This is a genomic window from Bacillus sp. ms-22 (assembly GCF_009759805.1).
GTDB classification, from domain to species: domain Bacteria; phylum Bacillota; class Bacilli; order Bacillales; family Bacillaceae; genus Bacillus; species Bacillus xiamenensis.
Window position 1 is genome coordinate 2,972,206 of record NZ_CP046653.1, and the last position, 26,729, is coordinate 2,998,934.

28 protein-coding genes, 1 pseudogene and 2 CRISPR repeat arrays are annotated in these 26,729 nt (G+C 40.9%); of the genes and pseudogenes, 8 read left to right on the forward strand and 21 right to left on the reverse strand.

All coding sequences use genetic code 11. From position 1 onward, the window contains the following. Positions 1–20 precede the first annotated feature (20 nt). The 4 genes and pseudogenes from ntdP to fabL all read right to left on the reverse strand — a co-directional run bounded on the left by ntdP (position 21) and on the right by fabL (position 2,110). Entirely contained in the window at positions 21–551 is a 531-nt protein-coding gene (gene ntdP / locus GPA07_RS15525) for a nucleoside tri-diphosphate phosphatase (protein WP_008341956.1), read from the reverse strand. A 147-nt stretch (positions 552–698) separates the two neighbouring features. Continuing rightward, positions 699–959 (reverse strand): YgaB family protein, encoded by a 261-nt coding sequence (locus GPA07_RS15530; RefSeq protein ID WP_071167873.1) that lies wholly within the window; start codon positions 957–959, stop codon positions 699–701. Between the two features lie 174 nt (positions 960–1,133). Beyond that, a pseudogene (locus GPA07_RS15535) lies at positions 1,134–1,283 on the reverse strand (gamma-type small acid-soluble spore protein); the annotation flags it as partial. Between the two features lie 74 nt (positions 1,284–1,357). Then, positions 1,358–2,110 (reverse strand): enoyl-[acyl-carrier-protein] reductase FabL, encoded by a 753-nt coding sequence (gene fabL, locus GPA07_RS15540; protein WP_008361062.1) that lies wholly within the window; start codon positions 2,108–2,110, stop codon positions 1,358–1,360. An 81-nt stretch (positions 2,111–2,191) separates the two neighbouring features. On the opposite strand from fabL, the gene GPA07_RS15545 reads away from it, so the two are divergent. After that, the gene (locus GPA07_RS15545) at positions 2,192–2,416 is read left to right on the forward strand and encodes a hypothetical protein (protein WP_008361064.1); all 225 of its coding nucleotides are present in this window, start codon (positions 2,192–2,194) and stop codon (positions 2,414–2,416) included. Here the strand turns inward: GPA07_RS15545 and mutY are convergent. Next, the gene (gene mutY / locus GPA07_RS15550) at positions 2,403–3,503 is read right to left on the reverse strand and encodes an A/G-specific adenine glycosylase (RefSeq protein ID WP_157292929.1); all 1,101 of its coding nucleotides are present in this window, start codon (positions 3,501–3,503) and stop codon (positions 2,403–2,405) included. The two genes, GPA07_RS15545 and mutY, sit on opposite strands and share 14 nt — an antisense overlap. Before the next feature lie 191 nt (positions 3,504–3,694). Here mutY and GPA07_RS15555 point away from each other — a divergent pair, with 191 nt between their 5' ends. After that, positions 3,695–4,675, forward strand: coding sequence for a metal-dependent hydrolase (locus tag GPA07_RS15555; RefSeq protein ID WP_008361067.1), 981 nt, complete (start codon positions 3,695–3,697; stop codon positions 4,673–4,675). A 744-nt stretch (positions 4,676–5,419) separates the two neighbouring features. Then, a CRISPR array of direct repeats spans positions 5,420–5,914; the repeat unit is 32 nt; unit sequence ATTTCAATCCACGCACTCATGTAGAGTGCGAC. Positions 5,915–6,090: 176 nt separating this feature from the next. On the opposite strand, the gene cmr6 is transcribed toward GPA07_RS15555, so the two are convergent. The 9 genes from cmr6 to GPA07_RS15600 all read right to left on the reverse strand — a co-directional run bounded on the left by cmr6 (position 6,091) and on the right by GPA07_RS15600 (position 16,888). Beyond that, positions 6,091–6,867 (reverse strand): type III-B CRISPR module RAMP protein Cmr6, encoded by a 777-nt coding sequence (gene cmr6, locus GPA07_RS15560; protein WP_157292930.1) that lies wholly within the window; start codon positions 6,865–6,867, stop codon positions 6,091–6,093. After that, positions 6,864–7,232, reverse strand: coding sequence for a type III-B CRISPR module-associated protein Cmr5 (cmr5, locus tag GPA07_RS15565; RefSeq protein WP_008360638.1), 369 nt, complete (start codon positions 7,230–7,232; stop codon positions 6,864–6,866). Before cmr5 ends, cmr6 begins: the two co-directional genes overlap by 4 nt. Then, positions 7,229–8,098 carry a type III-B CRISPR module RAMP protein Cmr4 gene (gene cmr4, locus GPA07_RS15570; protein ID WP_008360637.1) on the reverse strand — a complete coding sequence of 290 codons (870 nt, stop codon included), beginning with the start codon at positions 8,096–8,098 and terminating at the stop codon, positions 7,229–7,231. Before cmr4 ends, cmr5 begins: the two co-directional genes overlap by 4 nt. A 13-nt stretch (positions 8,099–8,111) precedes the next feature. Next, complete coding sequence (gene cmr3 / locus GPA07_RS15575; protein WP_008360635.1) at positions 8,112–9,344, reverse strand: type III-B CRISPR module-associated protein Cmr3; 1,233 nt, start codon at positions 9,342–9,344, stop codon at positions 8,112–8,114. Further along, a complete protein-coding gene (gene cas10 / locus GPA07_RS15580; protein WP_157292931.1) occupies positions 9,337–11,148 on the reverse strand; it encodes a type III-B CRISPR-associated protein Cas10/Cmr2 in 1,812 nt (603 codons plus the stop codon). The genes cmr3 and cas10 overlap by 8 nt, the downstream gene beginning before the upstream one ends. Beyond that, positions 11,118–12,455: a type III-B CRISPR module RAMP protein Cmr1 gene (gene cmr1, locus GPA07_RS15585; RefSeq protein ID WP_157292932.1), complete on the reverse strand. Its 1,338-nt coding sequence runs from the start codon at positions 12,453–12,455 to the stop codon at positions 11,118–11,120. Before cmr1 ends, cas10 begins: the two co-directional genes overlap by 31 nt. A gap of 15 nt (positions 12,456–12,470) precedes the next feature. Next, positions 12,471–13,361, reverse strand: coding sequence for a DUF6602 domain-containing protein (locus tag GPA07_RS15590; RefSeq protein ID WP_157292933.1), 891 nt, complete (start codon positions 13,359–13,361; stop codon positions 12,471–12,473). A 317-nt stretch (positions 13,362–13,678) separates the two neighbouring features. Next, positions 13,679–13,979: direct repeats of the CRISPR family, unit length 32 nt; unit sequence ATTTCAATCCACGCACTCATGTAGAGTGCGAC. A 2,137-nt stretch (positions 13,980–16,116) separates the two neighbouring features. Continuing rightward, a complete protein-coding gene (gene rsoA, locus GPA07_RS15595; protein ID WP_034739683.1) occupies positions 16,117–16,338 on the reverse strand; it encodes a sigma-O factor regulator RsoA in 222 nt (73 codons plus the stop codon). Beyond that, positions 16,286–16,888, reverse strand: a complete 603-nt coding sequence (locus tag GPA07_RS15600; RefSeq protein WP_008360624.1) for a sigma-70 family RNA polymerase sigma factor — start codon at positions 16,886–16,888, stop codon at positions 16,286–16,288. The genes rsoA and GPA07_RS15600 overlap by 53 nt, the downstream gene beginning before the upstream one ends. 166 nt (positions 16,889–17,054) lie before the next feature. Here GPA07_RS15600 and GPA07_RS15605 point away from each other — a divergent pair, with 166 nt between their 5' ends. The 3 genes from GPA07_RS15605 to GPA07_RS15615 all read left to right on the forward strand — a co-directional run bounded on the left by GPA07_RS15605 (position 17,055) and on the right by GPA07_RS15615 (position 18,970). Continuing rightward, positions 17,055–17,219 carry a YvrJ family protein gene (locus tag GPA07_RS15605; RefSeq protein WP_008360622.1) on the forward strand — a complete coding sequence of 55 codons (165 nt, stop codon included), beginning with the start codon at positions 17,055–17,057 and terminating at the stop codon, positions 17,217–17,219. Positions 17,220–17,313: 94 nt separating this feature from the next. Next, positions 17,314–18,477, forward strand: a complete 1,164-nt coding sequence (locus tag GPA07_RS15610) for an oxalate decarboxylase family bicupin (RefSeq protein ID WP_008360620.1) — start codon at positions 17,314–17,316, stop codon at positions 18,475–18,477. Between the two features lie 70 nt (positions 18,478–18,547). After that, on the forward strand, positions 18,548–18,970 hold the full coding sequence (locus tag GPA07_RS15615) for a regulatory YrvL family protein (RefSeq protein WP_157292934.1): 423 nt from the start codon (positions 18,548–18,550) through the stop codon (positions 18,968–18,970). A gap of 10 nt (positions 18,971–18,980) precedes the next feature. On the opposite strand, the gene GPA07_RS18890 is transcribed toward GPA07_RS15615, so the two are convergent. From GPA07_RS18890 to GPA07_RS15635, 5 genes are all read right to left on the reverse strand, one after another. Beyond that, positions 18,981–19,130 carry a hypothetical protein gene (locus GPA07_RS18890; RefSeq protein ID WP_232532055.1) on the reverse strand — a complete coding sequence of 50 codons (150 nt, stop codon included), beginning with the start codon at positions 19,128–19,130 and terminating at the stop codon, positions 18,981–18,983. A gap of 143 nt (positions 19,131–19,273) precedes the next feature. Then, positions 19,274–19,432 (reverse strand): hypothetical protein, encoded by a 159-nt coding sequence (locus GPA07_RS18895; RefSeq protein ID WP_232532056.1) that lies wholly within the window; start codon positions 19,430–19,432, stop codon positions 19,274–19,276. Between the two features lie 69 nt (positions 19,433–19,501). Then, positions 19,502–22,093 carry a YfhO family protein gene (locus GPA07_RS15625; protein WP_157292935.1) on the reverse strand — a complete coding sequence of 864 codons (2,592 nt, stop codon included), beginning with the start codon at positions 22,091–22,093 and terminating at the stop codon, positions 19,502–19,504. Positions 22,094–22,180: 87 nt separating this feature from the next. Next, on the reverse strand, positions 22,181–23,164 hold the full coding sequence (locus GPA07_RS15630; protein ID WP_008360610.1) for a glycosyltransferase family 2 protein: 984 nt from the start codon (positions 23,162–23,164) through the stop codon (positions 22,181–22,183). Between the two features lie 296 nt (positions 23,165–23,460). Next, on the reverse strand, positions 23,461–23,733 hold the full coding sequence (locus GPA07_RS15635; protein WP_008360607.1) for a YfhJ family protein: 273 nt from the start codon (positions 23,731–23,733) through the stop codon (positions 23,461–23,463). 116 nt (positions 23,734–23,849) lie between these two features. Here GPA07_RS15635 and GPA07_RS15640 point away from each other — a divergent pair, with 116 nt between their 5' ends. Then, the gene (locus GPA07_RS15640; RefSeq protein ID WP_157292936.1) at positions 23,850–23,999 is read left to right on the forward strand and encodes a small, acid-soluble spore protein K; all 150 of its coding nucleotides are present in this window, start codon (positions 23,850–23,852) and stop codon (positions 23,997–23,999) included. Between the two features lie 25 nt (positions 24,000–24,024). Then, the gene (locus GPA07_RS15645) at positions 24,025–24,198 is read left to right on the forward strand and encodes a YpzG family protein (protein ID WP_008360604.1); all 174 of its coding nucleotides are present in this window, start codon (positions 24,025–24,027) and stop codon (positions 24,196–24,198) included. A 424-nt stretch (positions 24,199–24,622) separates the two neighbouring features. On the opposite strand, the gene GPA07_RS15650 is transcribed toward GPA07_RS15645, so the two are convergent. Both GPA07_RS15650 and recX read right to left on the reverse strand, forming a co-directional pair. Next, the gene (locus tag GPA07_RS15650; protein WP_008359305.1) at positions 24,623–24,937 is read right to left on the reverse strand and encodes a YfhH family protein; all 315 of its coding nucleotides are present in this window, start codon (positions 24,935–24,937) and stop codon (positions 24,623–24,625) included. Between the two features lie 3 nt (positions 24,938–24,940). Then, positions 24,941–25,732, reverse strand: a complete 792-nt coding sequence (recX, locus tag GPA07_RS15655; RefSeq protein WP_157292937.1) for a recombination regulator RecX — start codon at positions 25,730–25,732, stop codon at positions 24,941–24,943. A gap of 94 nt (positions 25,733–25,826) precedes the next feature. Here recX and GPA07_RS15660 point away from each other — a divergent pair, with 94 nt between their 5' ends. Continuing rightward, positions 25,827–26,723 (forward strand): TIGR01777 family oxidoreductase, encoded by an 897-nt coding sequence (locus GPA07_RS15660; RefSeq protein WP_071167881.1) that lies wholly within the window; start codon positions 25,827–25,829, stop codon positions 26,721–26,723. Positions 26,724–26,729: the final 6 nt, after the last annotated feature.

The following is a 26,729-nucleotide window of genomic DNA, read 5'->3' on the forward strand; positions in this document are numbered from 1 at the left end:
CAGGTTTTTGCTGCTCTTGCTTATTTTGTATAACGTAAAAAACGTTCATACCACATATCTACAAATTCTGGAGCAAATGGCCCTTTCCGCTGGTGAATCCAGTGCAGTAATGTATTTAGATGCTCTCTTAAGATACTATCGATTTCTTTTGGATAATTCATCTGTCTCTTATGATCTGCATACTCATCCTCATCCAAAATATTATACGTCATGTCCGGAAAGACTTTGACATCTAAATCGTAATCAATATACTTAATTGCCTCTTCGTCTGTCGCAAAAGGAGAGCTAATGTTGCAGTAATAATATACGCCATCATCTCTAAGCATCCCAATGACATTAAACCATTGTTTTGCATGAAAATAGCAAATAGCCGGTTCTCTCGTCATCCATGTGCGGCCATCGGATTCAGTCACCATTGTGCGGTCATTTGCCCCAATGATACACAATTCCGTTGCTTTCAGAATGGTGGTTTCATTCCAAATCCTGTGGATCAAGCCATTATGTTTATAGCTTTGAATTTGGATGGTTTCTCCTTCCTTGGGATAGCCCATATTTTCTCCCCTACTTTCTATAACAAACAAACCTAACAGTCCAAAGACCTAATTTCCCAACTAAACATGTCTCTATTATATTATACCGTTACATAAGTAAAAAATGAAATGAAAAAGCCATTCAACCCACTTGAACGGCACACTCCCTTACATCACGGTTGAGCTCTTCTCCATTTGTTTATATGAATTGATGACCTGTTCTGTCTGCTTTGTAAATAATGTTTGGACTTTTCGCAGTTCCTCTCGTTTCTGTTTAATTTGATCATGAAGCCGATGCAGCTCTTCCTTTTTTTCACCTTGCAACATTCGTTTTTCGGTCTCTACATACAAATCGAGTTCACCTTGTACATCAAGCAGTTGATCCATGAGCTGCATTTGTTCCCTGACAAGCTGGTCAAAATTAGACATCTAACTCCTCCCTTTCATTCGAATCGACTTTTTGTATCTATACCATTTCTTGAAAGAATGAAGAAGTCCTTTGACTGTTTATGTAGAGGTTTTACAGGTTTTGTCGGATAGTGGTGACAGGCAAAAAGAAAAGCACTTCATTCGTAGATGAAGTGCTTTCCTCTGTTTCAGTGATTAGCTGTTTTGTTGTTTGTTTTGCTCAGCTTTTTGGTTGTATTTTTTTACGTGCTGTGCGTCAGTCTCACTAGCAAATTCAGTGCCATATTGACCACCTTGTGCAGCAGCTTGGTTTTGTTTTTTCACTTGTTGTGCGTTTGTTTTGTTTTGTTGTTTATCCATCATTATCACCTCCACACACATTATTTTGTGCAGAAGGTGTACATCCTATTCATGATTTTTTAAACAAGCAGAGAACGTCCGCCATCCACTATAATGGTCTGTCCTCTAATCATATCTGCCTTGCCTGATACAAGGAATTCCACACTGTCGACCATGTCTTTAATCTCCACCATTCGGCCAGCTGGTGTATTTTTCTTCGCATCTTCTAATAACTCTTCACGGTTTGGGAAATGCTTTAATGCATCTGTATCGATAGCGCCGCCTGATACTGCATTCACGACGATATTCTTTGGTGACAGCTCAACGGATAAGTAGCGTGTCAATGCTTCTAGTGCTGCCTTAGATACGCCAACCACTGTGTAATTTTCAAGGTAGCGGATAGAGCCTAGTGAGCTAATGCTGACAATATGTCCGCCGCCGTTTTTCTCCATTAATTTTGCTGCTTCTTGTCCGCAGAACAATAAGGCTTTCGCATTGATATTCATGGTCCAGTCCCAATGATTTTCTTCAAGGTCCATGATGGGGCGCTGAACACCAGAAGCCGCATTGTTAACAAATACATCTAAACGGCCAAAGGTTTCGTCGATTTGCTGAAACATGTCTTTGATTTTCTCAGGTTGTCCGACATTGGCTTTGACCACCAACGTTTTGACACCCATCGCTTCAATTTCTTCCGCTGTTTCAAGTGCTGCTTTTTTGCTTCTCGCGTAGTTAATGACAATGTCATATCCTTTTTCAGCCAGACGAAGGGCCACTTCTTTCCCAACCCCTCTACTGCTGCCTGTAATTAATGCACATTTACGCTTGTTCATTATGGTTCATCTCCTGATTTGAATAGTTTTCGTCCATTCGCTTCACACTAATAGGAAAATTCCTATTAGGAGGTTGCATTCATGTATGTAGGACGCGATTTAAGCCAGCTTGGCATGATGTCCAAGGACCAATGGAAAGATACCGAGCTTGCTTACTTTCATCATGCTTTCCAACAAATTTTACCTTATTTAAACGAAGAAGGGCAATCGAAGTATCGAGAAATCATTTCTGAAATCGAAAGCCGCGGAGGCCTGCACCGAAATGAAGCCGATTATACCCATGGTACGACGGTTAAATACGACTAGGCTGCTCGAGTGCCATCTTCCATATTTTTTGATGTGAGACTGGCAAAGCATATGCCTCAAATTCTTCTATTGTGACTTTTTTTAACGCAGTGTCATCTGATACAGATGTCACACGTCCAAAGAAAACGGAAATATTCCAGATGAGATGGGTAAATACATGCTGGATGGTGCCTTCTAAATCACCAAGCTCCGCTTGTACACCTGCCTCCTCTTTTAAGAACTCAATCAGCTGCTCTTTTTCCGTTTTTCTTCCCTTCGTTGTTTCCACGTTAGGGAATTCCCATAAATTCGCAAGGAGGCCTGTACTTGGCCGCTTATGAATATATAGGTGACCTGTGTCGTCAAATAACACTGCTGCTGCCATTGATTTAGCAGTTGGCTTTTTCTTTTTACTTTTCACTGGCAGCTCATGCTGGACGCCTTCCTCGAGTGCCGAGCAATGCATGTTGACAGGGCAAATGAGGCATGCCGGGGAAGTTGGGGTACAGATGAGTGCACCTAGCTCCATGAGCCCTTGGTTGAATTGTGAAGGCTTTTCCCGGGAAATGAGCTGATCGACAGCAAATTCGAACATGTTTCTCGTTTTTGGTTTGGCAATATCATCCCATATGGATAAAATACGGGAAATGACCCTCATGACGTTGCCGTCTACCGCAGGATACGGCTTGTTATAGGCGATGCTCAGCACAGCACCACTCGTATACGGGCCTACACCTTTCAGCTTTGAAAATTGTTCTTTCGTATCAGGGACAACGCCCCCGTAGGATTCATATACTTCTTTCACAGCTGCCTGTAAATTACGAACTCTTGAGTAGTAGCCAAGACCTTCCCATGCTTTCATGACCTTTTCTTCATCAGCTAAAGCAAGATCTTTCACCGTTGGGAACTGCTCCATAAACCGCTGGAAGTACGGAATGACCGTATCCACTCTCGTTTGCTGAAGCATCACTTCTGATACCCAGACGCGGTATGGATCTTGATTTTCACGCCATGGAAGTGTCCGTTGTTCTTTTTCATACCAATCAATTAAATCATGCTGAAAGCCCGTAATATCTTTACGGTCCAGCTTTTCTTGAATGTCTTTCATATTTATACTCCTTCTCATTGAACCAAGGGCTAACGTTCTGAAAAGAACCTTATTTGTTGTATACTGTTTGTAGATACGTTAACATGTTACATTAAATTAGGACAAAGCAAAAGTGATTTTGCACATAGTCTTGAATGATGACGTATACTTTGTATGATTGTTCCTAAGCATGACAACTAGGAGGTAATCAATTGGATACTGGTACTCATGTAGTAATGGGCATTTCTCTTGGGGGACTTGCGCTTTTAGATCCAGCCGTCAGCGCAGATCCACAAATGGCACATGCCGTGATGATCGCGACCATTGCCGGCTCCCAAGCACCAGACATTGATACTGTGCTAAAACTAAAAAATAATGCGGTTTATATAAGAAATCACCGGGGATTTACTCATTCCATTCCGGCTGTACTGTTCTGGTCTTTGCTGATTCCGGCTGTACTTTACCCATTTGTGCCTGGGGCGAATTTACTTCACCTTTGGTTATGGACACTATTAGCCGTCGTGCTCCATGTGTTTGTCGATATTTTCAATGCATACGGTACGCAGGCCATTCGTCCATTTTCGAAGAAGTGGGTAGCCCTTGGGATCATTAACACCTTTGATCCGTTTATCTTTTTTACACACCTTGTCGCCATTGTCATTTGGGCAATTGGTGGGCATCCCGGCTATACGTTCATCTCGCTGTATGCCGTGATTTTCTGTTACTATATCGTCAGGGTGATCATGCAACTTCAGATTAAACGTCAGCTGCGTGCACGATTTGATGACATTGAAGACATTATTATTTCGCCTACAATGAAGTTCAGACAATGGCGCATTGCCGTGAAATGTAAATCCTCCTTCCATGTTGGACGCAGTATGAATGGAGAGATCGTCATTTTAGACACATTTAACCGTGTGCCTGTCCCTGATACAGAAATTATGAAAATTGCCAAACAAGATGAAAACATTTCAGCCTTTCTCTCCTTCTCCCCTGTCTACCGGTGGGAAGTAGATAAATACAAGGATCATTATGAGGTGCGGTTCATTGATTTGCGCTACCGCAGCAAAGGTCACTATCCTTTTGTCGCGATCTGCCATATCGACATGGACCACCAAATCAAAAATTCTTATACCGGCTGGATTTTCAGTGAAGAAAAACTGCAAAAAAAATTAAGACTCGGCTCTGTGTGAGCGAGTCTTTTTTTGTGTTATGTAGGGCTTGGATCTAGGGGAGAGTACATTATGTTGATTATTCATTTGTGTAGATGTTGAATTGGATAGGCACTTGAAATTGTGATGTATGCGCTCATGTAGAGTGCGACCTTTTTGAGTGTCGCCTCGTACCACGTTGGAAAATTTCAATCCACGCACTCATGTAGAGTGCGACCCTAGCTCGATACCACCCTTGAGATCGATCAGATATTTCAATCCACGCACTCATGTAGAGTGCGACGGAAGCATTTGATGTGGATAGAGAACAGGAAGCAATTTCAATCCACGCACTCATGTAGAGTGCGACTGCGATTTTCGCCCTAATTATAACATTTTTTAGGTAATCACAGCCAAAATCACCAATATTCCCATTCAAATTTTGTTTTCCTCTCCACAAAATATACATTTTTTCTCAATTTTGTCGAATAAAAAGGTGCGAATGCCCCGGGATTTTATGTTCACCTCACATTCGCACCGAATTTTTTAGCCTGAATCTAACTAATTAAAACCTGTTAAATCTTGATCATCATACTTATTTCAGCAACAACTTTGAATTCAATTAAAAACATGACTACTTAGTCAGGAGAAAGCGTTATGTTTTTAACACTTATATCATGCGGAATTGTTAATATTCCTTTTTAGCTACCTATTGACGAGGATCTTAATTCACATGCTCATATCAAGTGCGACATAATTAATAGATTTAATCTACTTAACACGATTATTTCAATACATGTACTCATATAGAGTGCGACAATGTGAGCTGAACCAGTTACTCTCTCTTTCGTATTTCAATCCACGCACTCATGTAGAGTGCGACACAAAGAATGGCTAAAACAATTTGGGGAGGAAGCGATTTCAATCCACGCACTCATGTAGAGTGCGACACAAAGAATGGCTAAAACAATTTGGGGAGGAAGCGATTTCAATCCACGCACTCATGTAGAGTGCGACGAATCTTAATTATATCACATGGAGTGATCAAAGTATTTCAATCCACGCACTCATGTAGAGTGCGACGAAAGCTTTCGAAGCAATTGGGAAACAGCTGCTAATTTCAATCCACGCACTCATGTAGAGTGCGACAGGTAGAAATGATTGAGAATTTAGAGGATGAAGAAATTTCAATCCACGCACTCATGTAGAGTGCGACATCGCTCGACGTGCTGATGATCCAGCAATTTATATTTCAATCCACGCACTCATGTAGAGTGCGACGGCGATTTTCGCCTTAATTGTAACATTTTTTAGGGAATGATCGTCAAAACCCTTAAGTTTCTATATAGGAATTAAGTTTTCACCCCTGAAAATTATACATTTTTTCTCAATTTTGTCGAATGAAAAGGTGCGAATGTTTCAGGGATTTTATGTTCACCTCACATTCGCACCAAGTCTTATGAAATGACGTCGTCTATTTCAAGTCTTCCATAACCTGCATTTGTTTTAGCACCGATTCCTTCGTGTTCTAAAGCTCCTAGTAAGATGGTTTTGGCCAGTTCGAGCCATTCCGTTTCTTCTGGTAGACTCTTTTTTGTTTTCAATAGAAGTTGAAAGCGGCCATTGACCACCGTTAAGAAATGAATGGGTGTCGGTGAGTCATCGTCTCGAGGAGCTGGAACACTTCTCCTTTGATTCATCTTATCTAGCTTAACGCTGTTGTAGTCTGAATGATGTGGTGTCATGACATCTACTTTGAATGCTCCCTTTACTGTCTCAGGCATCATGAGCGCATCATGAAATTCAATGATACCAGCACGTTCGTTTGTTCCAAACAATGTGGTGTAGTCACTACCACCCTGTTTTAGTTCTTGAAAGAATTCACCTAATACAGAGTGGGCATAATGAGAGGCTACACCTTTTAAAGCTGTTCCTGGTAAATAAGGAACGCCGTAAATCGGATGTAATAACAGTCCCGTTTCAAGTACACCCTCTCCTCCATGTCCAATGACTAACGGTGATATGGATTTGACTAAGCATGTGGGGGTCGTATCGGTATAATATCGTTCCACAAATTTTTCATACAATAAGCGATTTTCCCCCCATTGTTTTCGATGTAGCTTTATCACGTTCTCATAAAATGACTGCTTCTTTGAGCTGTCATTTATGACGTTCGACAATGTAAAACCATCCATCTCCCAGTTACTTTTGTTTAAGGTTAATGACAGATTCATTGGATGTCCTCCACATCTTCCGCCCCTTGTTCCACCTTTAAAATAGATTCCGCATATCTTTTTAACCAAACAGATGCACTTAAAGCTTGTCTTGATTTGATTAAGTAATCTCGATTGGAAGCTGACCAATCTCCTTGTATATCAAGTGTTTCTTTTATATCCTGAACGAATTGTTGATAAGCATTTCCTTTTTTTGATTTTGCTTCAAAAAATGTAATAGTGAGCCTTAATCCATTTGTTAAGATCATTGAGGCGAATCTGTGACAGAGTTGTCCATATTGATTTGAGAAATTCTCCTCATTCGTTTTGGCGTTCATCACATGTTGATACGCTTTCTCAGCATAATGATGTTGAATGAGTTTCATGATCCCTCCCCTCCTGTCATGCGCCAGGATACTCTTCCTTTACCTACGTTTGAGTTTCCACCTAATTGAAGATACATCTGTTTTTCTAGTTGATTTAAAAGTTGATGTCTAACAGATAAATCATTGCTTCCATCGACACGATCACACCATATTAGCCCATAAAATATGGCTTCTGCTGGCACATACTCTTCATACCAGAGAGCACCTTTACTAACTGTTTGGGTTTCATGATCAATTCTAATACGAGGTGTTACTTCAGAATTCATAGTGACAATGTATTGAAAAACGTCATCACTTACAATCACAAATCGTTCTATCCAAAGAGTTTGAGATTGTCTGTCGTCGAATAAAAGTTTGGCCATCTTTTCAGCAAAATCGGTTAGTTGTTGAGATTTTTTCACAGCCCCTTTAAATTCACCTAAGTACAATTCGTCATTCTCTACTAATTTAGAATTCATGGTGACTAGCGTGCTTGATTCTTCTATGAGATCAGGGATATCCAGCGATACGCCAAATGCTTTTGCATCACGAGCTAATCTCTTCAATATGAGTGGACTTGCCACATATCCAAAAGTACCGAATCTACTCGCCACCGGGAATGAAAATAGCCGGCCATCTGTCATCACGACTGCCCCTGCACTTCCATCTTGATCTCCTTGTGTACCAAATACTTTTTGTACGAATGTGTCTTGTCCTTTCGCGCGATAATGTTCACGGTGTACACCTTTGATACTGCTTCCAGGTATAATCGGCCATTCTGTTACTTTTTCTCGTTGAATGGGCATATCAATCACGCCAACTCCTTCACCCGCTCCAATATGAAGGGGGGATAAACAATGTATCCAAAACCAACGGCTCGCTTCCATCATCTCACTCCTCTTATTCATTTGGTTTCCATGTTCCCCAAAGTGCTAAACCGCAGCCATCTTCACGATCAAACGCTTCTTTTCGCCGGTTACGATCAGATACTGATTGAAGCCACATTTTTCCAGCCAGTTCTGCTGGATCTCCTTCTTCTACTGTAAAGAAGTAAACACTACCTGCGGGGACTAAGCGGCGTATTGCTTTTTCACGCCCTTTATCTTTATTTGCTAAGCTCCACCCAGAGATTGGCTGCCAATGTGGAACAGAGGCCCAAACCAATTTCAGGCGTACATTTGTATCAAATAGTGATTTTGACATGAGCTGTTCATCCAGCCAGCCAGGCTGCCATCCTTTACTAAAATAAGCAGGTGTCGCCAATATCATGCGAACATATGGCCTGTTTTTGAGCGATTCTTTAATAGCATCCGGACATGTCCAATCTTGTTGGTATACATGAGGCCTGTCTTCTATATGCGCCAGCCGCCGTTCACCACCGATCGGGTGAATGCCTGAGAAAGGCTTTAATCCTTCTGACTCTTCAGTAGATAACTCTATGCCCGCCTCCAGTTTAAAGTCATCTGGGAATAAGAGCGATTCAGTTGAAAATAGATGCTGATCTTTTGCTTTTTTACTGCCAGTTTCCACCTCAATTTGTGTTCGTTCCTGACGCTGTAATGCTGGAATAAATGCCGGTGGTGTTTCCTTTTTCAAAGAATGATTTTCCTTCTGCATGTGTTGGTATTCAGTTAAGGCTTCCTTCACTTGACTCTCATCCACTGCGTCTGTCAGCCAGTTCACCATCCACTTTAGTGATACAAAAGCAGGCGGCGATTTCATTTTTTTACGAGCACCAGCTCCAATTGGCGGCCATAATGCCTCACTAAAACGACCTGTTTTTCCTGTACCAAAAAAGCCCTGACCTTCCGAAATCATTGGCTCTGGTCTCACTTGATACATGCCATGCTCATCATCGAATAACTCAAGGTCATGAGGCATTGGCACATATAAATGATCATGCCAGCGATATAAAGGACCTCGCACAAGAGATTTTGCATAATAAGAAAGTGGCGTGGTGTGTTTCATTGATTGTCGTTTCTTCGCTAATGCTGTACGAAGTGTTCCTGCGACCACACTTGGCGGAACAGCGTTTAATGAACGCGCCCGTATACCTGGTACACGTTGAAATGGGCGTGCATCACGAATAAGCAGCGGATCAAGTGGTTGAATGTGAAACCATCTTTCAGGCATGTCCACTTACCTCCTCTAGTTGAAGAGCAATGATCATACATTCAGCGATTGTATGTAATTCTTCTAATGTATTCTTCTTCGGTATATACTTCGCAATCAATTGATCGACCCACTCTTTCGTTTCTTGCTCTGTTTTTGCTTCCGTTTTCTTTTTGAATGCAAGACGTCTTATCTCTAGTGGAATGAGTTCATCTAAAATTGCTGGCTGTTTTTTAAATGAGGACTGTTCGTATGTTTGATACAACTCTCGTAAGCCATATGCAAAGCCAGATGTGAAATAAGACTGTTTTAACCACGTCGTCATCTCTTGGATAGACGCTACTGGATCCATTTGAAATGAGACTGAGATATTCATTGTGTCTCCTCCTGCTCGCTTTTGGAAATGAATAGCTAATGAATTTCGCTCTTGTTTTGCATATTGTTCAGCCTGACGTGCCATGCTTCTTACTTCTTCGAGAGGCTCAAGCATATGAACGATGGCGATTCCAATTGAAATCGAAGGAGGTGCTTCACTATATTGATGAGCATTCATCGTTGAAACAAATTCTTTTTGTAATTTTCCAGCTGCTTCTAAACATAGGTGCACCGGTACATAAGCCATAACATCATCTCCACCGCCGTAGATCAATGTACCTTTACATTCGGAAATAATCTCACTTGCCTTTGAAGCAAAAGTTGAGAGCGTTTTAGAAAATGCAATATGGCTTTCTACATGCTGTATATTTCGTAGTTGGCTGCCCATCTTATCTCCATCCGCCATGAGAAAGGCATAGTAAGGTGAAGGTGCTGGTGGTTTAACCGGCTGGCCATGATGCTTGCTATATTCACCTTTGAAATACTTTTCAAGCAGCTGTGTGATGTTATTTTTCGCTTCTGTTCGTGTAGTCCCGACAAGTCCACGTTGTTCAAGATAATCTTCTATTCTTCTTTCATAAAAAAGCGATGCCTCACTCCAATCAAGAGGAGCTACTGTTAGATTCATATTCTCAAGATACGTTTCTACATCTTTCACATATTGTGTGGCTGCTTGCTTCATCTGTTCATTTTGTTCCAACATGTTTTGATAGGGAGCAAACGCTTTATCGCAGACTGATGGAAATGTCTTGTTCGGATGCTTATGTAAGGACAATCGTTTGATCACTGAAATCGCATCTAATGATTCATGTTCACCAATTCCCCATTTCGCAAGTTGCGCCACTTGCTGTGGTGTTTTTTGCTTTTGGAAAACAGACTCTCGTCCACCGTCAAGTGATGATTTTGGTTCACCGAATAACGCCCCTGGCTCATTTTGTTTAAAATCTCTTAAAGTCTTCCTTGCAGCCATTAAACCTTCGACTTCTTGAAGAGCCGTATGATATGGACTTGCCGACGCATTTGTCGATTGCTCTTGAGTTTCTATCTCAGTCCACACTGCATAAAATTCCAATAAATCATCTACTTGTCGATTCCATGTGCCTATTTGAATATAAGGATCAACTATTTCTCTAACAAAGTCTGCGTATTCCTTCCATTTGTCATATATTGCTTTTTTCACTTGTCTTGCAACGGATGAAGGCTGTTCGTGTGAGATTTCTCCCAATATTTTATTTGGTGCGTTGTTTGTTTTTGCAGAGGATTCGTTGAACACAGGGAAAATAAGCGTTCCACCCAGTTCTTGAAATTTCTTCGCACCTGCTTTACTTAATTCAGATAGAAGAAAAGAGCCAAACCATAAATCACGCGTCCGCCTTGCTTGCGCAATAAATTCTTGAACGGGCCCTATCGAAAATAGCATTAATGTTTGTTTTTGTAATTCTTCTGACAAAATGTTTGCACCTCCTTGCTATGTAAAAAGGCTTGAATCGCCGATGAGTGCGTACGGCCACTCTCGTCTTCTAATGGGTTTTTTAAGTAGGTGGCTGTTGGATAGATACTTTGTTCATCTGTCACATTGGGCAAAGGCTTCCCTTTCCCTAAAAGCGTTAAAGCTTCGATCTTTGGTTGCTGCAACACCATCACCATGCCCACCGATTCCTCTTGATTAATAGCTAACGGTTTTAAGATGAGTGGTGAAGCCAAGCGATTTTTATTTCGCGGGACTAAAGTCTTTGCATTAGGCTCCTTTTGAAACCACTTTCTTTTTGCTATTTCTTCTTTGCTTCGCTTCTTATCTTTTTTCGATTCCTTTTTAAAGTTAAAAACAATCGGCATACCAAATTGCGCCCTAGGAAAAGCGATATATCTCTTTGGTTTATTTGACGGATACGGTAATTTATGATCAGGATGTGACATATTCGCTAGATGACGTATGGAATCTGCCTCAGGCCAATAACTTCTCCCAGCCTCCCCATTTTGGACATTATGTTTTTTTCGAAATTCACTGTATGTTTCCATTGTTTTCGTCCAGGATAAATGCGTTTGAGAAGCTTTATTTTGTAATCTAAACTCCCAGCTTAGCGTTGCCCATTCACGAGGCACTTCGGGAATAGAGATAGCATATTGACATATCTTCTCTTTAAACCATTGATCAAATCGCTCCTTACTGACTTCTTGCTCTTTAGGAGAAAATGCTTCACAGTATAAACTCCCACAACCACGTCTCGTTCTTGCACCAAGTCCCCCAAAGTTGATCCACGCCCATAGTGCGGCTTCGATTTCATTGCCTAACTTCTTTTTGTCTTGTGAAGTCATTGAAGTACTCTCGGTCAAATAAACATTCATTTTGAAATATCCCAAAAACATTTCATTTGGTATTTTTTGAAAAATATATGTTGGAGGGAATTTGATTTGTTTTTTTTCTTTAAATATTTCTTCAACGATTACTTTAATTAAGCTGCTTTTTTCTGTATGACCAAATATCTCTGCTTCTCGTTTAGATAATTCATTCGCATTTTTGCAGGCAGCTCCTCGAGTTGCACGCCACCAGAAACGAAGATGTCCCCGAATCGCACTTTCTCGAATCGGTCTGTCTTGATCAATTGAGTTTGATATGGGCCCTCCTCCAAACATTGGCGTAACTAAATGAATAGTGAGCGGCTCTTTAAAAAGTCTTTGGTCTTCATGGATTTTCGTGTCAATCGCATGTTTCACATCATGCCAATTGGTTTTGGGTTTTCTAGATTCCCTTGTCATGTCGCTCTCCTTTCTTCACTTTGTTATCTGTTTCTGAAATAGATTGGCATATGCATAGTGAGGAAAAAACATGGGATTGTTGATGAGCATCAGCAATTGATTTAATTGGAAGTTTAGCGTCAACAGATCGTATCCATCAATACGTAATTCACAGAGTTTGTTTGAAATCACTTTGTCTTTACTATCTTTTTTATTTTTCTCACTATTTTCTTTTTTTTCTTCATCCTCTTGTTCCTTAGATCTTTCTGGATCATAACAATTTAATTCATTAGCCCACCATCCTAGGTGTTCACCTTCATTAGGAGCTCTTAAATGAAAGACACTCTTTTGTTTCATAAGTATAAAGTCAAATGCTTTGTCTAATTTTTCAAACATCCCTGAAGATGAGTTTGCTGTTTGCCTTTTTAAATTACTTGCTAAAATTAAAATAGGACGTGTTCGTTTCTGTGTATCATTTTCAACCATGACAACCCCTTGGGCGGCCATCCTAGCTATTCCTTTTGTTTTCGGTACTAATTTTTTTATATTGTCAGACCAAACTTCTAATTTATCAACATCGAAATTTGAACTTTTACATTCAATAGCAACCGCAACCGCCTCAATCGGTATAAATTTCAACGAATTGTGTTGGAACACATACGGCGTATACTGCTCATCAAATACGGCAATATCGACTTCGTTCGAATGTCTTCCTTCTGAGTCAATAATGATGACCCCTTGTGCTAATGAATATTTTTTAGGAATGATTTTCCGAAAAAACTCCAGCCACATCACTTCTCTAGAATCCCCTGTCAGCCCGCCATGATTAGAAGCAAAGTCCACTTCTTCTGATATCATGCTGTTTAATCTTTGATAATTCTCTAAGATCAGCTGCTCAACTTTACCAGTTCGCTCCGTTTCACCCAAACCATTTCCTCCTTCACCATTCACTACGAATGGATAAAATTTGAATCTAAATGACTACTTTTCATTTCGACTTATTTTGAGATTTTTTAAGGTTTATTTAGGAAAAATAAGAAGAAAAAAACATGACTGCAAGGAGTCATGTTTTCACTATACAAATGAACAGTATATTCTGATGGCTTTTGTATCTGAAAGAGGGTGTTGTAAGAAGATGATCTTTAAGGTAGTCATAACCGTTTAAGACACAATCATTGAAAACCATGCGCACCTCATATATGGGTGCGACAACAATTCATCATACATTCAGGAGGTCACTGCATATTTCAATCCACACACTCATGTAGAGTGCGACGTTTCGGAAATTCACTCACTTATCACTGACAACCCAATTTCAATCTACGCACTCATATAGAGTGCGACTTCCAGGCTCTTTAAAACTCGTTAGTGATCAAGATATTTCAATCCACGCACTCATGTAGAGTGCGACAACAAAAAGCGCTCAAACTCTTATACATTCACAATATTTCAATCCACGCACTCATGTAGAGCGCGACTTATTACGTTTACATTGGCAATTGCATTTGGTGGATTTCAATCCACGCACTCATGTAGAGCGCGACTGCGATTTCCACCCTAATTGTAACATTTTTTGGGAAATGATAGCCAAAACCCTCAATTTTCTATATGGAATTTTGTTTTCACCTCTAGAAAATATACATTTTTTCTCATTTTTGTCGAATAAAAAGGTGCGAATGCCCCAGGGATTTTATGTTCACCCCACATTCGCACCGAATCTTTTTTAATCCTATTTAATTTTAATTAACAACTATTACTCTTGATAATTATACTTATTTCAGTGTTTCATCAACAGCTTTGAATTCATAAAAAACATGACTATTGAGTCAGTCATGTTTTTTCACACCTATATCAAACACAATTGTCAATATATATTTCTAGCTACCTACTGATGAGGGTTTCAATCTCACACTCATTTAGAGTGCGACGAACACGGTCACACAATCATTGAAACGATTAAAGATTTCAATCCACGCACTCATGTAGAGTGCGACTATTTTTATCTAACTCATCTACTGTGATTCCTAAATTTCAATCCACGCACTCATGTAGAGTGCGACACAATCGGTTGCAATAGCTCTATTAGCAATAACAATTTCAATCCACGCACTCATGTAGAGTGCGACTGCGATTTCTGCCCTAATTGTAACATTTTTTAGGAAATGATAGGCAAAATCCACAACTTTCAATAAAGAATTTTGTTTTCCCCTTTATAAAATATACATTTTTTCTCATTTTTGTCGAATAAAAAGGGTGCGAATGTCCCGGGGATTTTATGATCACCTCACATTCGCACCAAGTTTTTAATTCATTGACTCTATTAACTAAAATGACTACTCTTCTCCCAATCTTTGAGGAAAAGTAAATTTTAATCAGTATAGTTACTCCACTAATAATTTCCGATCAAACATACATGCTTTAACTTTAACTATGTTTTCTCTTACCTAAAATCAAGAATGGCTAAGCACTCATGTAGAGTGCGACCGAAGAACACTACAAAAAATACCCAACACCACAGAATTTCAATCCACGCACCCATATAGAGTGCGACATGACCACACAAAAATTAACGCTAGATCATATATTTCAATTCACACACTCATGTAGAGTGCGACTGTTACTGCAGTATTCCATGTTGAAAAGATGGGTAATTTCAATCCACGCACTCATGTAGAGTACGACTGCAGTAAGGTCTGGCAGCTTTGATGATAAATTCATATTTCAATCCTCGCACTCATATAGAATGCGACGGTTGTCCGCCGAAATGTTGTTGTTGTTGTGGCGGATTTCAATCCTCGCACTCATATAGAGTGCGACCACCCCATATGCACGTGGGTCTCGTGCCGATCACATTTCAATCCACGCACTCATGTAGAGTACGACTTCGTTTTGTAAAATCGTCTGATGAAAATAGAAAATTTCAATCCACGCACTCATGTAGAGTACGACTGCGATTTCTGCCCTAATTATAACATTTTTTAGGTAATGATAGCCAAAACCCTCAATTTTCTATATGGAATTTTGATTTCACCTCTAAATAATATACATTTTTTCTCAATTTCGTCGAATAAAAAGGTGCGAATGCCCCAGGGATTTTATGTTCACCTCACATTCGCACCGAATCTTTCTTAATCCTATTTAATTAAAAACTATTATTGATGATAATCATACTTATTTCGCTGTTTCATCAACAGCTTTGAATTCATTTAAAAACATGGACTACTGGGCCAGTCCGGGGGTGCTTGGTCTATGATGCTGCCAATTCAAATTTTCAATCCATCCACTCTTGTAGAGTTCGACGAATATGACAGCCTATATGAAAGTACAGCGTCAATATTTCAATCCACGCACTCATTGTAGAGTGCGACCTAATGCGAAACGAGTTGCTAAAAACTATGTTTTATTTCAATTCACGCACTCATGTAGAGTGCGACATTATGGCTGGTGTCGCGGTGACGGTTATTACAAAATTTCAATCCACGCACTCATGTAGAGTGCGACTGCGATTTTCGCCCTAATTGTAACATTTTTTAGGGAATGATAGGCAAAATCCACAAATTTCAATAAAGAATTTTGTTTTCCCTTTCATAAAACATACATTTTTTCTCAATTTTGTCGAATAAACAGGTGCGAATGCTCCGGGGATTTTATGTTCACCTCACATTCGCACCATCAGCCTCTTTTACAACTTCGTTAGATAATCCACAATAAATTCCCAAAAACCAGGTACTTCTTGATAAATCAGCCAGTCTACTTTTTCGATCAGTTTGATATAGAGTTCTTGTTCGAGGTCTTCTCTTTCTTGATATGCCGTGTTTTGTAGTTTCTTTTTGATCATGGGTGTAAAGGTTTCAATGAGTTTTTCCATTTCTCCATTGGTGATTTTGTCTTCTTTCACGGACATCTCCCCCTGTTTCTTCTTTTAGTTTGTTGAGTGCTTTTTTGTGAATGTTTGAGATGTTTTGTCTTGTTTCGCCTAGCCGGTCAGCGATTTCCTTCATCGTTTGGCCTTCGACATAAATATGGGTCAACACCATTTTTTGTTTGTCTGTGAGCTGCTGATAGGCCTTGTACAGTCTTGGGTCTTGCAGATGTTCCCCTAGGTCCTGCTGGTTGGAGAGTACAGCTTCGTACGTATCTGTTTGAACAGAGTCTTTCACTTCTTGATAATCAGGATGATCCAGTGTGAGCGGAAAACGCTGCTGCTTCTTTTTCACCCGTTTGTCAAAATCGACTGAAAAGATGCGTATCATCGTGGAAATATATTTGATGATGCGGATTTTTTGATAGAACTGCTTGAACTCGGAATCTAGCTTTTTGGCATTTTCCTCGTTTGGTTCTTTCATGACTTGCCTGAGCAGCTGCTGATTATTAGGATTGCTTAAAAATTGCTGGATGAGCGGGTGATCAATGATTTCCTTCCATTTTACTTTCAATAACAGCCGATAATCCATTTGCATCCTCCCCTTTGTTTCCTCTATTTGAATTAAGTGGACAAAAGTTAAAAAAAGTAAACTTTATGAAACGGGTCTAATGGTTCATTTTCTCCCGCTTTGATTTCCTATTTCTTCTTTCATACCACCTATAAAGAAGACGAGCATGAGCTGGGAGGTGAGACAAATGGAAAACTTTTTTTCAGAGGAATGGCTGAAGCAGCTCGGTCAGGCTGGCTTCCCTGCGATTTTGACGGTTTACTTACTGACACGCTTTGAACGAAAGTTTGATGAATTAAGCAAGCTCATCCAAACGTTAGTCGCTGCTCAAAAAAATGATGAATCAGATTGACATCCGCTTGATTGGTTTCACCTTATGAAAACGAGGGCGAAATGAAAGGCCTTTAATCACCTCACCCAATACGATGTTGAAAGGGGATTTTATTATGAGTGAAAAACAAAATGGTGTACCACAGCCAATCCGAGGAGAAAAAGGAGCAACGGTCAAAATTCCGCGTAACCTCGAGCGAGACAGACAAAACCCAGATATGCTCACACCGCCGGAAACAGATCATGGAACAGTCTCCAACATGAAATATTCTTTTTCTGATACGCACAACCGTTTAGAAAAAGGCGGCTATGCCCGAGAAGTAACGGTTCGTGAATTACCAATCTCTCAAAGCCTTGCCTCTGTGAACATGCGCCTAAAGCCTGGTGCGATTCGTGAGCTGCATTGGCATAAGGAAGCGGAATGGGCATACATGATTTATGGGGAAGCACGGATTACGTCGGTTGATGCAGAAGGACGTAATTTTACAGAGGATGTGACCGAGGGTGATTTGTGGTACTTCCCTTCTGGCTTACCGCACTCCATCCAAGCACTTGAACCGGGAGCTGAATTCTTGCTTGTGTTTGATGATGGGTCTTTCTCGGAAAATAGTACGTTCCAAGTAACCGATTGGCTTGCTCATACGCCAGAGGAAGTCGTGCTCAAGAACTTTGGTATGACAAAGGAGCAGTTTAACAAGCTGCCAGAGAAAGAGAAGTATATTTTCCAAAAAGGACTGCCTGGTTCGCTTGAATGTGACAAGGTGAAAACAGAGCAAGGAGAAGTTCCGAATTCCTTTAAATACGAGCTGTTAAAACAAGAGCCGATTACTTCAAGCGGCGGACAAGTCTGGATCGCGGACTCAAACAATTTCAAAGCATCTAAAACGATTGCGTCTGCTCTTGTCAAAGTCGACCCTGGTGCCATTCGTGAGCTGCACTGGCATCCAAATACGGATGAATGGCAATATTTCATTTCTGGAAAGGCACGAATGACAGTGTTTGCTTCTGATGGACATGCAAGAACCTTCAACTATCAGGCAGGAGACGTTGGATATGTCCCATTTGCGATGGGTCATTATGTAGAAAATATTGGGGACGAACCGCTCTATTTCTTAGAAATCTTCAAGAGCGATCATTACGCAGACATTTCACTCAATCAGTGGCTTGCGGTCACACCAAAACAGCTCGTTCTCGATCATTTAGATCAGGGAGAAGATTTCTTAAAATTGCTTGATACAAAAAAACATCCTGTCATCGCTGGACCTAAAAAAGAGGATTAACGTATTACTTCCTGCAAAAAGGGCTCCCCTTTTTGCAGGTATCTTCATGTAAAGGAGTGATTGTTCACCTATGCAGCAATCTGTTCACGCTTTATGGCAAGGACTGAAATGGCTCGTGGCGGCGTCGGCTGTCTGTTACATATTTTTGTTGTTTTGTGTGCTGTTCTTTCATTTGACGGGTGCTTTTTATCAATCGATTTTATCAATCCTTCTGTTTATGGGCATATATGTTGTGATTGGGTTGTCCTTTGAGCATATAGAGCATGTACTCATGCGGTTTGTTAGAAAGAGTAGGTTTAATAAACACGCCATCGTTTTCTATGCCATTACATGTCATCTTTTGTTTATTTGGGGAGCCGTCTATTTATCAGATGAGTTTGTCGACGGCATTTTGTTGTCTACTTCTGAGGAAATTCTCTTTGCCGTGAGTCTTTGGTTGTTTCATTTTTTGTTTGATTGTGCTACGTGTCCGTTTGAGAAAGAAGCTTCGTGACCTGATGCCTCTATGATCTTTCTGGCGAGAGGGCTTCTTTGATTTGCTTCATGTGATGAATATCATGCTCAATCAGCCCTTGAAAATAATTTGATAACGTCCGCTCAGTTTGAGCAATCAAAAAGAATTCAGTCCAGCGAGATGCTTCGATTTTCTTCATTTCTTGAAGTCATTCTGTTCTGACAGCAGCAAATCGTCGAATCGTCTCGCTTCTCTCTTCCTTTCTCGCTCTTTCGGCTGCCTAGCTGATTCATGTCATGCACATCAGGTGCTTGAGGTAACGATCGATCGTGTAAAATCAATTCATCCCACGGAACGAAATGTGCGAGTGATCTCAGCAATGCTCCATTTTCCATCGGCGATGGCTCTGCGCCATTCTTCGTCTGTTACTTCCATTAGCGATTGTACCCATTCAATGGAGTGTTCATAGTGATCAATAATGGACTCTCTGTTTAACGTCAAATGGTTCTCCCCCATTCATTTGCTCTTATGTTGATTGTATCAATTAAGTGATGAGAAAAAAAACACCACTTATGATGTAAAGTGGTGTTCCTTGTGTTTTCTCCGTGCATATAGGACCGCAGAGATCAGACTGATCAGTGAAATCAACGCAAGAATCCTGATATACGGCGGATAGTAGGTTAGCACAATCTTGTTTTTGCCTTTTTCTATTGGAAAGCCGATAAATGCGTAATTGGCTTTTTCAATATCGGTTTGCTGGCCGTTCACAGTGAGCTCCCAGCCTTTTTCATATGGAACAGGCAGAATCATATAATCATCACCGCGCTTGTTATCATATGAAATCGTAAAGCGGTTATTTTTAAGCTTCACCTGCTGGCTGCCATCATCCTGTTTTTCTTTATCATATGCCTTCTCTAGTATGCGGTAAGACTCATGATACAGCTTTAGTTGATTGAGCTCATACGTCCCTTTTGGCACTCGAATGGAGAGGATTTTTTCAGCAGGAACCCGAATCGTCACTTCATTTACACCTGTTTTGTAGATAGATGTATTGCTTTTTCGTGAGGTGACGTAGTTGTCAACGGATAATTGAAACCCTTCGTTACGGTCTGTCCGCTTCACATAAAAGCTCACATACACGTCCCCGGTACGAGCTATATCATCTGGAAGGGTGATATTCAGCCCGCCTGTCTCCCCGTATACATCAAGTACGCCATTTTCATACACCGCTTGTTCACTATGAATGTTTGTATCCTTTATTCGATCAGGCGAGTGTTCGATTACAGCGTTTCCTTTTTTATCTAAAATCACGCCTTGTAGCATTGCATGTTCTTTATCAAGCGCTGAAGCATGCTGAAGGGACGCTTCTGAATAAACGGTGCTTGTTGTTCTTGCAAATGGCAGCGGCCGTGTATTTTCATACACCTCATAATGCTCACTTTCCAATATTGGCTTAAAATAAGCTGGCGGTGAGTAAGACACCATGTTGTCTCGCATATAATACTTTCCGTAAGTCAAGCTATATAAATTCGCTCGGTCACCCATTGTCGCATAACGGCTGACACTTTCCCGTCCCATATCAATTTGCAGGTCATTCCAGTAGAAATTGAGCAAATGCTTATTCAATATACTCGAATACACACTCATCCCTTGAAAGCCTTCAAATAACGGGGTGTTGTTTCGCACACCATTCATCCAATCAATCCGGGCGAGCGGGTCCTTTGAGCGGTTTTGAATTTGCTGAATGAGCTTCATTTGCTCTTGCCCCGCATATGCTTCACTTTTCATATACGTATCTGACACTTCCTTGATATTGCTTCGTTCAGATAAATAACCTTGTTGATAAACACCAGCTGTCAGTAGACTAACGACAATGAGCAAAGCTGAAAACAGACGAAGGTGCTGACGTTTTTCCGCATGTATCCAGAGGAAGAATAAACTAATCACAAGCAGTCCTATTCCTGTAAAGACAACGACATCCATATTTCGCATCGCTCGTTCTGACAAAATGATAGAGAGGATAAAAACGATCCAGGCGCCTAATACCGCTCGCTTTTTCCACTCCCACTCTATTTGCGAGAAATGCTTGATGGTGATCGCAACGACCGCTCCAACTGTAAAGGCTAGAATGTATTCAAATCTGTATTGCGGTGCAGAAAAACCATTAAACACGCTCGCCATCTTTGGACTGTAGTGAAACATCATCAGCAGAACGCTAATCGCTGTGAACATGAAAAACCACCTGTTCCGGTAAAGCGGAACGAGGAACAAGCAAATGAGAAAAATGATAGGGATTAAATACACCCTGCTTGTAAACAGCAGATGATCATGCAGCTCGAACCAAGGAATGGCCTGTTCATACGGCGGCCTTATATTATTGAGAAATCCGTAAACAGATGGGATAAAAAAGGCTGCACTGATCCCAAAGGATAATAGCGTAGATATCGCAAGAGTCCAGAAAACCTTCCACCCGCGCTCCTCACTTCGAAGCTTGATCATATATCTGAAAACGAGATAAATTGCTAAAAAGATAAAATGAATATAGGCAAAATAAAAATTATTGATCAGCATGAGGCTGCAACCCGCAATAAACCAAGCCGGTTTGCCTGTTTTGAAAATTCGTTCAACCCCAAGCACAAGCAGCGGAAGCCACATCATGCTGTCGGTGAAAAACTCCCAAAACGTTTGATGCCGAAAGTACACAATAGACAGTCCGTAAATGCCAGCACCTGTCAGCGCCCCTAGTCTATGCTGAACGATTGAAAGAAGTACGTGGTAAGCAATGAACAAAATGACCGTCAGCTTGATCACACTAAGCCAAATCACAGCATTTGCCCAAAAATGAATGTCCGTTGACTGAATGAGATGGAGCGCATTCATCAGCCAGACGACAGCGACTGTAACCATAAAGACCGTCGACGTTGTAAAATAATAACCTAATTGTGTGTATGTACCGCCGCCTAGACCAAACTGATAGGAATAAAAGAAGTTTCCTTTCACATATTCGTCATACAGCAGCTTTTTAAATGGGAGCATTTGCGAGATGCCGTCCCCATCTCCTGTCATATAGCGGCCTTGCGTATATTCATATAAGAAAAAGGAGTGTCCTAATAGTGCGAGAATGAGGCACATTCCAATGATTTTCCATCTACGTTTCATCATCTAAATCCTTTCCACAAAAGATCCACTGTTCTTTGAAACAAAACAACCCAGCAAGCGAATCGTGCTTGCCGGTTATGTGACTCCACGCTATTTAAATAACTGCGTTAACACTCGTTCTTGTTCTTTTGAGCTTGTCTCTTGCTCCATGACATTGGATTCTTGAATTAAATAATGCGGCCTCTTTTTCGTTTCATAGTAGATCCGGCCAATATATTCTCCAATCACGCCTAGACTCAAAAGCTGAACCCCTCCGAGGAAAAGCACAGCGGAGATTAAAGTGAAATAACCCGGTACCATGATGCCCGTTCTGACGATTTGAATAAAGGTGGCCACAATGTAAATCAAAGAGAGAAATAAGATCAGTATGCCAGTATAAAAACAAATACGCAGCGGGCGGTTGTTAAAGGAAATCACACCATCAATGCCATAGTTAAATAATTTCTTCAGTGACCATTTTGTATCACCATGCTGTCTTTCTACATTTTCATAATAGATGACCTTTTCTTCAAAACCGATCCAGCAAAAAAGCCCTTTCGAAAAACGATTTCCCTCTTTCAGCTGAAGCAATGCGTCAATCGCTTGGCGTGAAATTAAACGGAAATCTCCTACACCATCACGCAAGTCCACTTCAACCACCTTGTTCATCACTTTATAATACATGGATGATAAGTAAGAGCGAAGCTTGCTGTCCCCTTTACGGTTCCGTTTGGCGATGACTTGATGGTAGCCTTCTTCATATCCTCTGACAAAATCCTGGATCAAATACGTTGGGTGCTGCAGGTCGGCGTCCATTATGATCGCAGCTACTCCTTTTGCATGTTCAAGTCCTGCCAAAATAGCCGCTTCTTTCCCAAAGTTACGAGAAAAGGAAATGTATTTAACCTTTGTACTTTTGTGAGAGAGCTCTCTCATGTATTGAAGCGTGTTGTCTTGGCTTCCATCATTAATAAAGATGATTTCAAAGTCATAATGAAAATCGCGAAACTCGTCCTCAAGTGCTTCAAAGATTCGTCTGATGTTTTCACCTTCATTATAAGAAGGAATTATAACAGAGAGCAATTCCCGTTCCATATCGCACCTTCTCTTCACTTTTTTCAGATTGTTACATTTATTATTCCTTTTTTGTCAGAAAACGAAACACTTTTTTATTATCCATAAATTTCATTTATTTTTGATCGTCTCATTATATCAAAGTTTTATTTCCAGTGATTTTCAGCCAGATGAATTTAATGTAATTTTAAGTTTAACCATTGTAAAAAGCCTGTAATTCTTATCACAGACTGGGTATTGTTTCATAAAATTGTTTGTATACTTATATATTTTCCTTTTTTTAAAAAAGATAATTAGACGTGAAAAAGCCCGCCCCTTTAGTGCAGCAGCCCTTTGTTATTTTGTTGCAAATGCTCGTTTGCCTTTGATTGTTTATTTTGAAATAAATGGAGCTGCGCACCGTAGCTTTCAATCCATTCTTGGACAATCCGTTCTGTTGTTTCCTGTCCTTTATACTTATGGCCAGCCTTTGCATAGGTCGTTTCAAAATCACTCCATAGCAGTTCTACCCATGTACGTGCTTCTTCATATGTCAGCATATTGTTTTTTTCCATCAATTGTTCGGTTAATCGCTCAAAGTATTGTTCCATACCGGTTCCTCCTTCGTCTAGCAGAAAGTGCCTTATTAAAAAAATCTCTTTTTTCATATACTACCCTTACGTCTTCAAAAGACGCAAATGATTTGTATTGTTTGGAGGGAATCAGTATGCGTAATAAAGCAAAGGGCTTTCCAAATCAAGTGAATCACAAGTTTGAAGGCGAACCAGGCGCCACAGATGCGTATGCATCTAAAAGGACGAATGGTGAGACGAATACTCGTCCACAGGAACGTATGAGGGCATCAGGGAAACGCTAATTTTTCCAAAGGGAGTGCTTGAGATATGAGTTCAAATGGGAAATCGTATATGGCAGATTTTGTTCAATTAAGGACAACCGCTTACCCTCAACCATGGGCGAATGCAAAGCATTCTGCCTCTCAGGTCAACGGAGAAACTCAGCAAACGCAGCACGACATCGTACTTCAGAACAACGTCCGTAAACAACGTTCGAAGTAAAGAGAAGGACTGATCTTAGGATCAGTCCTTTCAGATTGTTGACAAAGGGCTAAAATGAACTTGATTTTAACCCTTTGTCTTCTTTCCAGCGTGATCTGAAAACCTTTGCAGTCTAGGAAGGACGAGTACCGGCGCGGAGCGAATTTGACATTCGTGAGCACCGGCACGCAGGACTGACAAAGAATGCGAGGGTTTGTCTACACGCTGAGGACTGATCTTAGGATCAGTCCTTTCATTGTTGACAAAGGGCTGAAATGACCTTTATTTTAGCCCTTTGTCTTCTTTTCAGCGTGATCTGAAAACCTTTGCAGTCTAGGAAGGACGAGTACCGGCGCGGAGCGAATTTGACATTCGTGAGCACCGGCACGCAGGACTGACAAAGAATGCGAGGGTTTGTCTACACGCTGAAGGACTGATCTTAGGATCAGTCCTTTTTCGTGAGCAATGAAATCGGCAGTGCATCTTCTGTTTCTGGCGCTGATACTCGGTATCCCCAAGCAAAAACCCCATTCAAATACTCTACATAAAACTGCTCGTCCGTATCTTTGATGTGATAGGTCGTCTTCGTCTGAATGGCCGATGGATCTAATAAATAGGCTTTCGCCATGTCAATTTTCCGCTCCAACACAGCATATTCATTCACAATGCCGAGCTGCTCAGCCTTTCTTGCTTTTTCAGAAAGGGCGGCAATCTCCTGCTTTAATTCGTATTCTGTCATCTCACTATAGCGTTTTTCCATCCGTCATTCCCCTTTGTCTAAAACGTGATCAATTGTATTAAGATCAAAGCCTTTCCGGTAAAGAAACTGCTTCACTTTCATCTTCTTTTCAAATGACCCGTCATATCCTACCTTGCGTTTTGCCTTCTCCAGCATATAGTGGAGGGCTTCTTCTTCCTTTTCCTCTTCTTGTCCATCATAGGCTTCTTGAAGGGCTTTATCAATGATATCAAATGAAAATCCCTTGCGCTGAAGCTGCAGCTTGATGCGCTGCTCAATCTCTTTTGCAGAACGATTTTTCTCTTTCTTTACAAGCTTGAGAACTTGTTTGACAGCTTCCTCTAGCTGCAAATCGTTCGGATATTGCGATAGCGCTTGTTCAATGGTGTCATCGTCTATGCCTTTTAGCTTTAATTCTTTTTTTAGGACGGACGGGCCTTTGCTGTTCGTTTTTCGGTGAGTGCTCACATATGCTTCAGCAAATTCAAGATCATTGACATACTTGTAATGCTTTAATTTGTGTATAATTTCACTAATAGCAGGTGCAGGTATGTCTTTTTTCGTCAAATAATCGGTGACTTCCTTCACCGATCTCATGCGATAGGATAAATAATCAACGGCCTGCTGAAATCCTTTTTTCACTGCATCACCGAATTGAATCTCTATGATATCGGCTTCGTCCAGTTCTTTCCCCTTTTTCAAATCGTGTTGGACGAGCACATCTAGATCCACGCTAAACGCGTACTTTTCATCAAGAAAGATGTTCACGCGCTCTGTATTGTTTTTCTGAGCAGAAATTTTCGTAATATACGGCATCCTGTGATCACTCCTTTTTTCAAACAGTCAGGATGTTTCTTCTGATTCAAAATCGTGAAAGATATAGGTATGTATATGAGAGGAGAGATGTCAATTGAATATCGCCATCACCGGAGGAACCGGTTTTATTGGCCAGCACGTCACAAAGGTGCTCGCAGCTGAAGGACATCATCTATATATTTTAACAAGAAATCCGAAGGAATCCGAACAAAATCATTTACATTACGTGCAGTGGCTGACAGATGGTGCGTCCCCTGAACATGAATTGCCTGCCATTGATGTATGGATTAACCTCGCAGGAAAATCCATCTTCACACGCTGGACAGACAAGGCAAAAGAAGGCATTCTCTCCAGCCGTCTACAATCAACGCAGGAAGTGAAGCGCATCATAGAAGCGCAGAAAACGAAACCGTCTGTACTCATTCAGGCAAGCGCTGTCGGTATTTATGGCACTTCGAAGACAGAGGATTTTACGGAGGAATCCCCTCCAGCCGATACAGATTTCTTAAGTCATACGTCCAAGCTTTGGGAAGCTGAAGGTCAAAAAATAGAAGCACTCGGCATTCGCACGGTTTATACACGTTTTGGGGTTGTGTTAGGAGAAAAAGGCACACTCCCTCTTATGACCTTGCCATACAAGCTCTTTGCTGGTGGAACGATTGGCTCTGGCTCGCAATGGGTATCATGGGTTCACGTGGAGGATGTGGCACATCTCATTGCTTATGCCATTCAACATGAACAGATATCAGGTCCACTCAATGTCACGTCTCCAAACCCTGTTCAAATGAAACAGCTTGGACAAACGATTGCTTCTGCCCTTCATCGCCCGCACTGGCTGAAGGTACCATCCTTTGTCATCAAAACTGCACTTGGCGACATGTCATTACTTGTTTTAGAAGGTCAGCGTGCCCTGCCGAAAAAGGCGCTGCTGTCTTCTTATGAATTTTTGCATCCTGAGCTTCAAGAAGCGATTTTGCATTCAGAGGAATAAAAAATG

Coding starts and splice junctions, on each gene's coding strand:
- ntdP (WP_008341956.1), bottom strand. CDS start 551: ATGGGCTATCCCAAGGAAGGAGAAACCATCCAAATTCAAAGCTATAAA.
- GPA07_RS15530 (WP_071167873.1), bottom strand. CDS start 959: ATGTCTAATTTTGACCAGCTTGTCAGGGAACAAATGCAGCTCATGGAT.
- fabL (WP_008361062.1), bottom strand. CDS start 2,110: ATGAACAAGCGTAAATGTGCATTAATTACAGGCAGCAGTAGAGGGGTT.
- GPA07_RS15545 (WP_008361064.1), top strand. CDS start 2,192: ATGTATGTAGGACGCGATTTAAGCCAGCTTGGCATGATGTCCAAGGAC.
- mutY (WP_157292929.1), bottom strand. CDS start 3,503: ATGAAAGACATTCAAGAAAAGCTGGACCGTAAAGATATTACGGGCTTT.
- cmr6 (WP_157292930.1), bottom strand. CDS start 6,867: ATGAATCTGTCATTAACCTTAAACAAAAGTAACTGGGAGATGGATGGT.
- cmr5 (WP_008360638.1), bottom strand. CDS start 7,232: ATGAAACTCATTCAACATCATTATGCTGAGAAAGCGTATCAACATGTG.
- cmr4 (WP_008360637.1), bottom strand. CDS start 8,098: ATGGAAGCGAGCCGTTGGTTTTGGATACATTGTTTATCCCCCCTTCAT.
- cmr3 (WP_008360635.1), bottom strand. CDS start 9,344: ATGCCTGAAAGATGGTTTCACATTCAACCACTTGATCCGCTGCTTATT.
- cmr1 (WP_157292932.1), bottom strand. CDS start 12,455: ATGACAAGGGAATCTAGAAAACCCAAAACCAATTGGCATGATGTGAAA.
- rsoA (WP_034739683.1), bottom strand. CDS start 16,338: ATGTCCGTGAAAGAAGACAAAATCACCAATGGAGAAATGGAAAAACTC.
- GPA07_RS15600 (WP_008360624.1), bottom strand. CDS start 16,888: ATGGATTATCGGCTGTTATTGAAAGTAAAATGGAAGGAAATCATTGAT.
- GPA07_RS15605 (WP_008360622.1), top strand. CDS start 17,055: ATGGAAAACTTTTTTTCAGAGGAATGGCTGAAGCAGCTCGGTCAGGCT.
- GPA07_RS15610 (WP_008360620.1), top strand. CDS start 17,314: ATGAGTGAAAAACAAAATGGTGTACCACAGCCAATCCGAGGAGAAAAA.
- GPA07_RS15615 (WP_157292934.1), top strand. CDS start 18,548: ATGCAGCAATCTGTTCACGCTTTATGGCAAGGACTGAAATGGCTCGTG.
- GPA07_RS18890 (WP_232532055.1), bottom strand. CDS start 19,130: ATGAAGAAAATCGAAGCATCTCGCTGGACTGAATTCTTTTTGATTGCT.
- GPA07_RS15625 (WP_157292935.1), bottom strand. CDS start 22,093: ATGATGAAACGTAGATGGAAAATCATTGGAATGTGCCTCATTCTCGCA.
- GPA07_RS15630 (WP_008360610.1), bottom strand. CDS start 23,164: ATGGAACGGGAATTGCTCTCTGTTATAATTCCTTCTTATAATGAAGGT.
- GPA07_RS15635 (WP_008360607.1), bottom strand. CDS start 23,733: ATGGAACAATACTTTGAGCGATTAACCGAACAATTGATGGAAAAAAAC.
- GPA07_RS15640 (WP_157292936.1), top strand. CDS start 23,850: ATGCGTAATAAAGCAAAGGGCTTTCCAAATCAAGTGAATCACAAGTTT.
- GPA07_RS15645 (WP_008360604.1), top strand. CDS start 24,025: ATGAGTTCAAATGGGAAATCGTATATGGCAGATTTTGTTCAATTAAGG.
- GPA07_RS15650 (WP_008359305.1), bottom strand. CDS start 24,937: ATGGAAAAACGCTATAGTGAGATGACAGAATACGAATTAAAGCAGGAG.
- recX (WP_157292937.1), bottom strand. CDS start 25,732: ATGCCGTATATTACGAAAATTTCTGCTCAGAAAAACAATACAGAGCGC.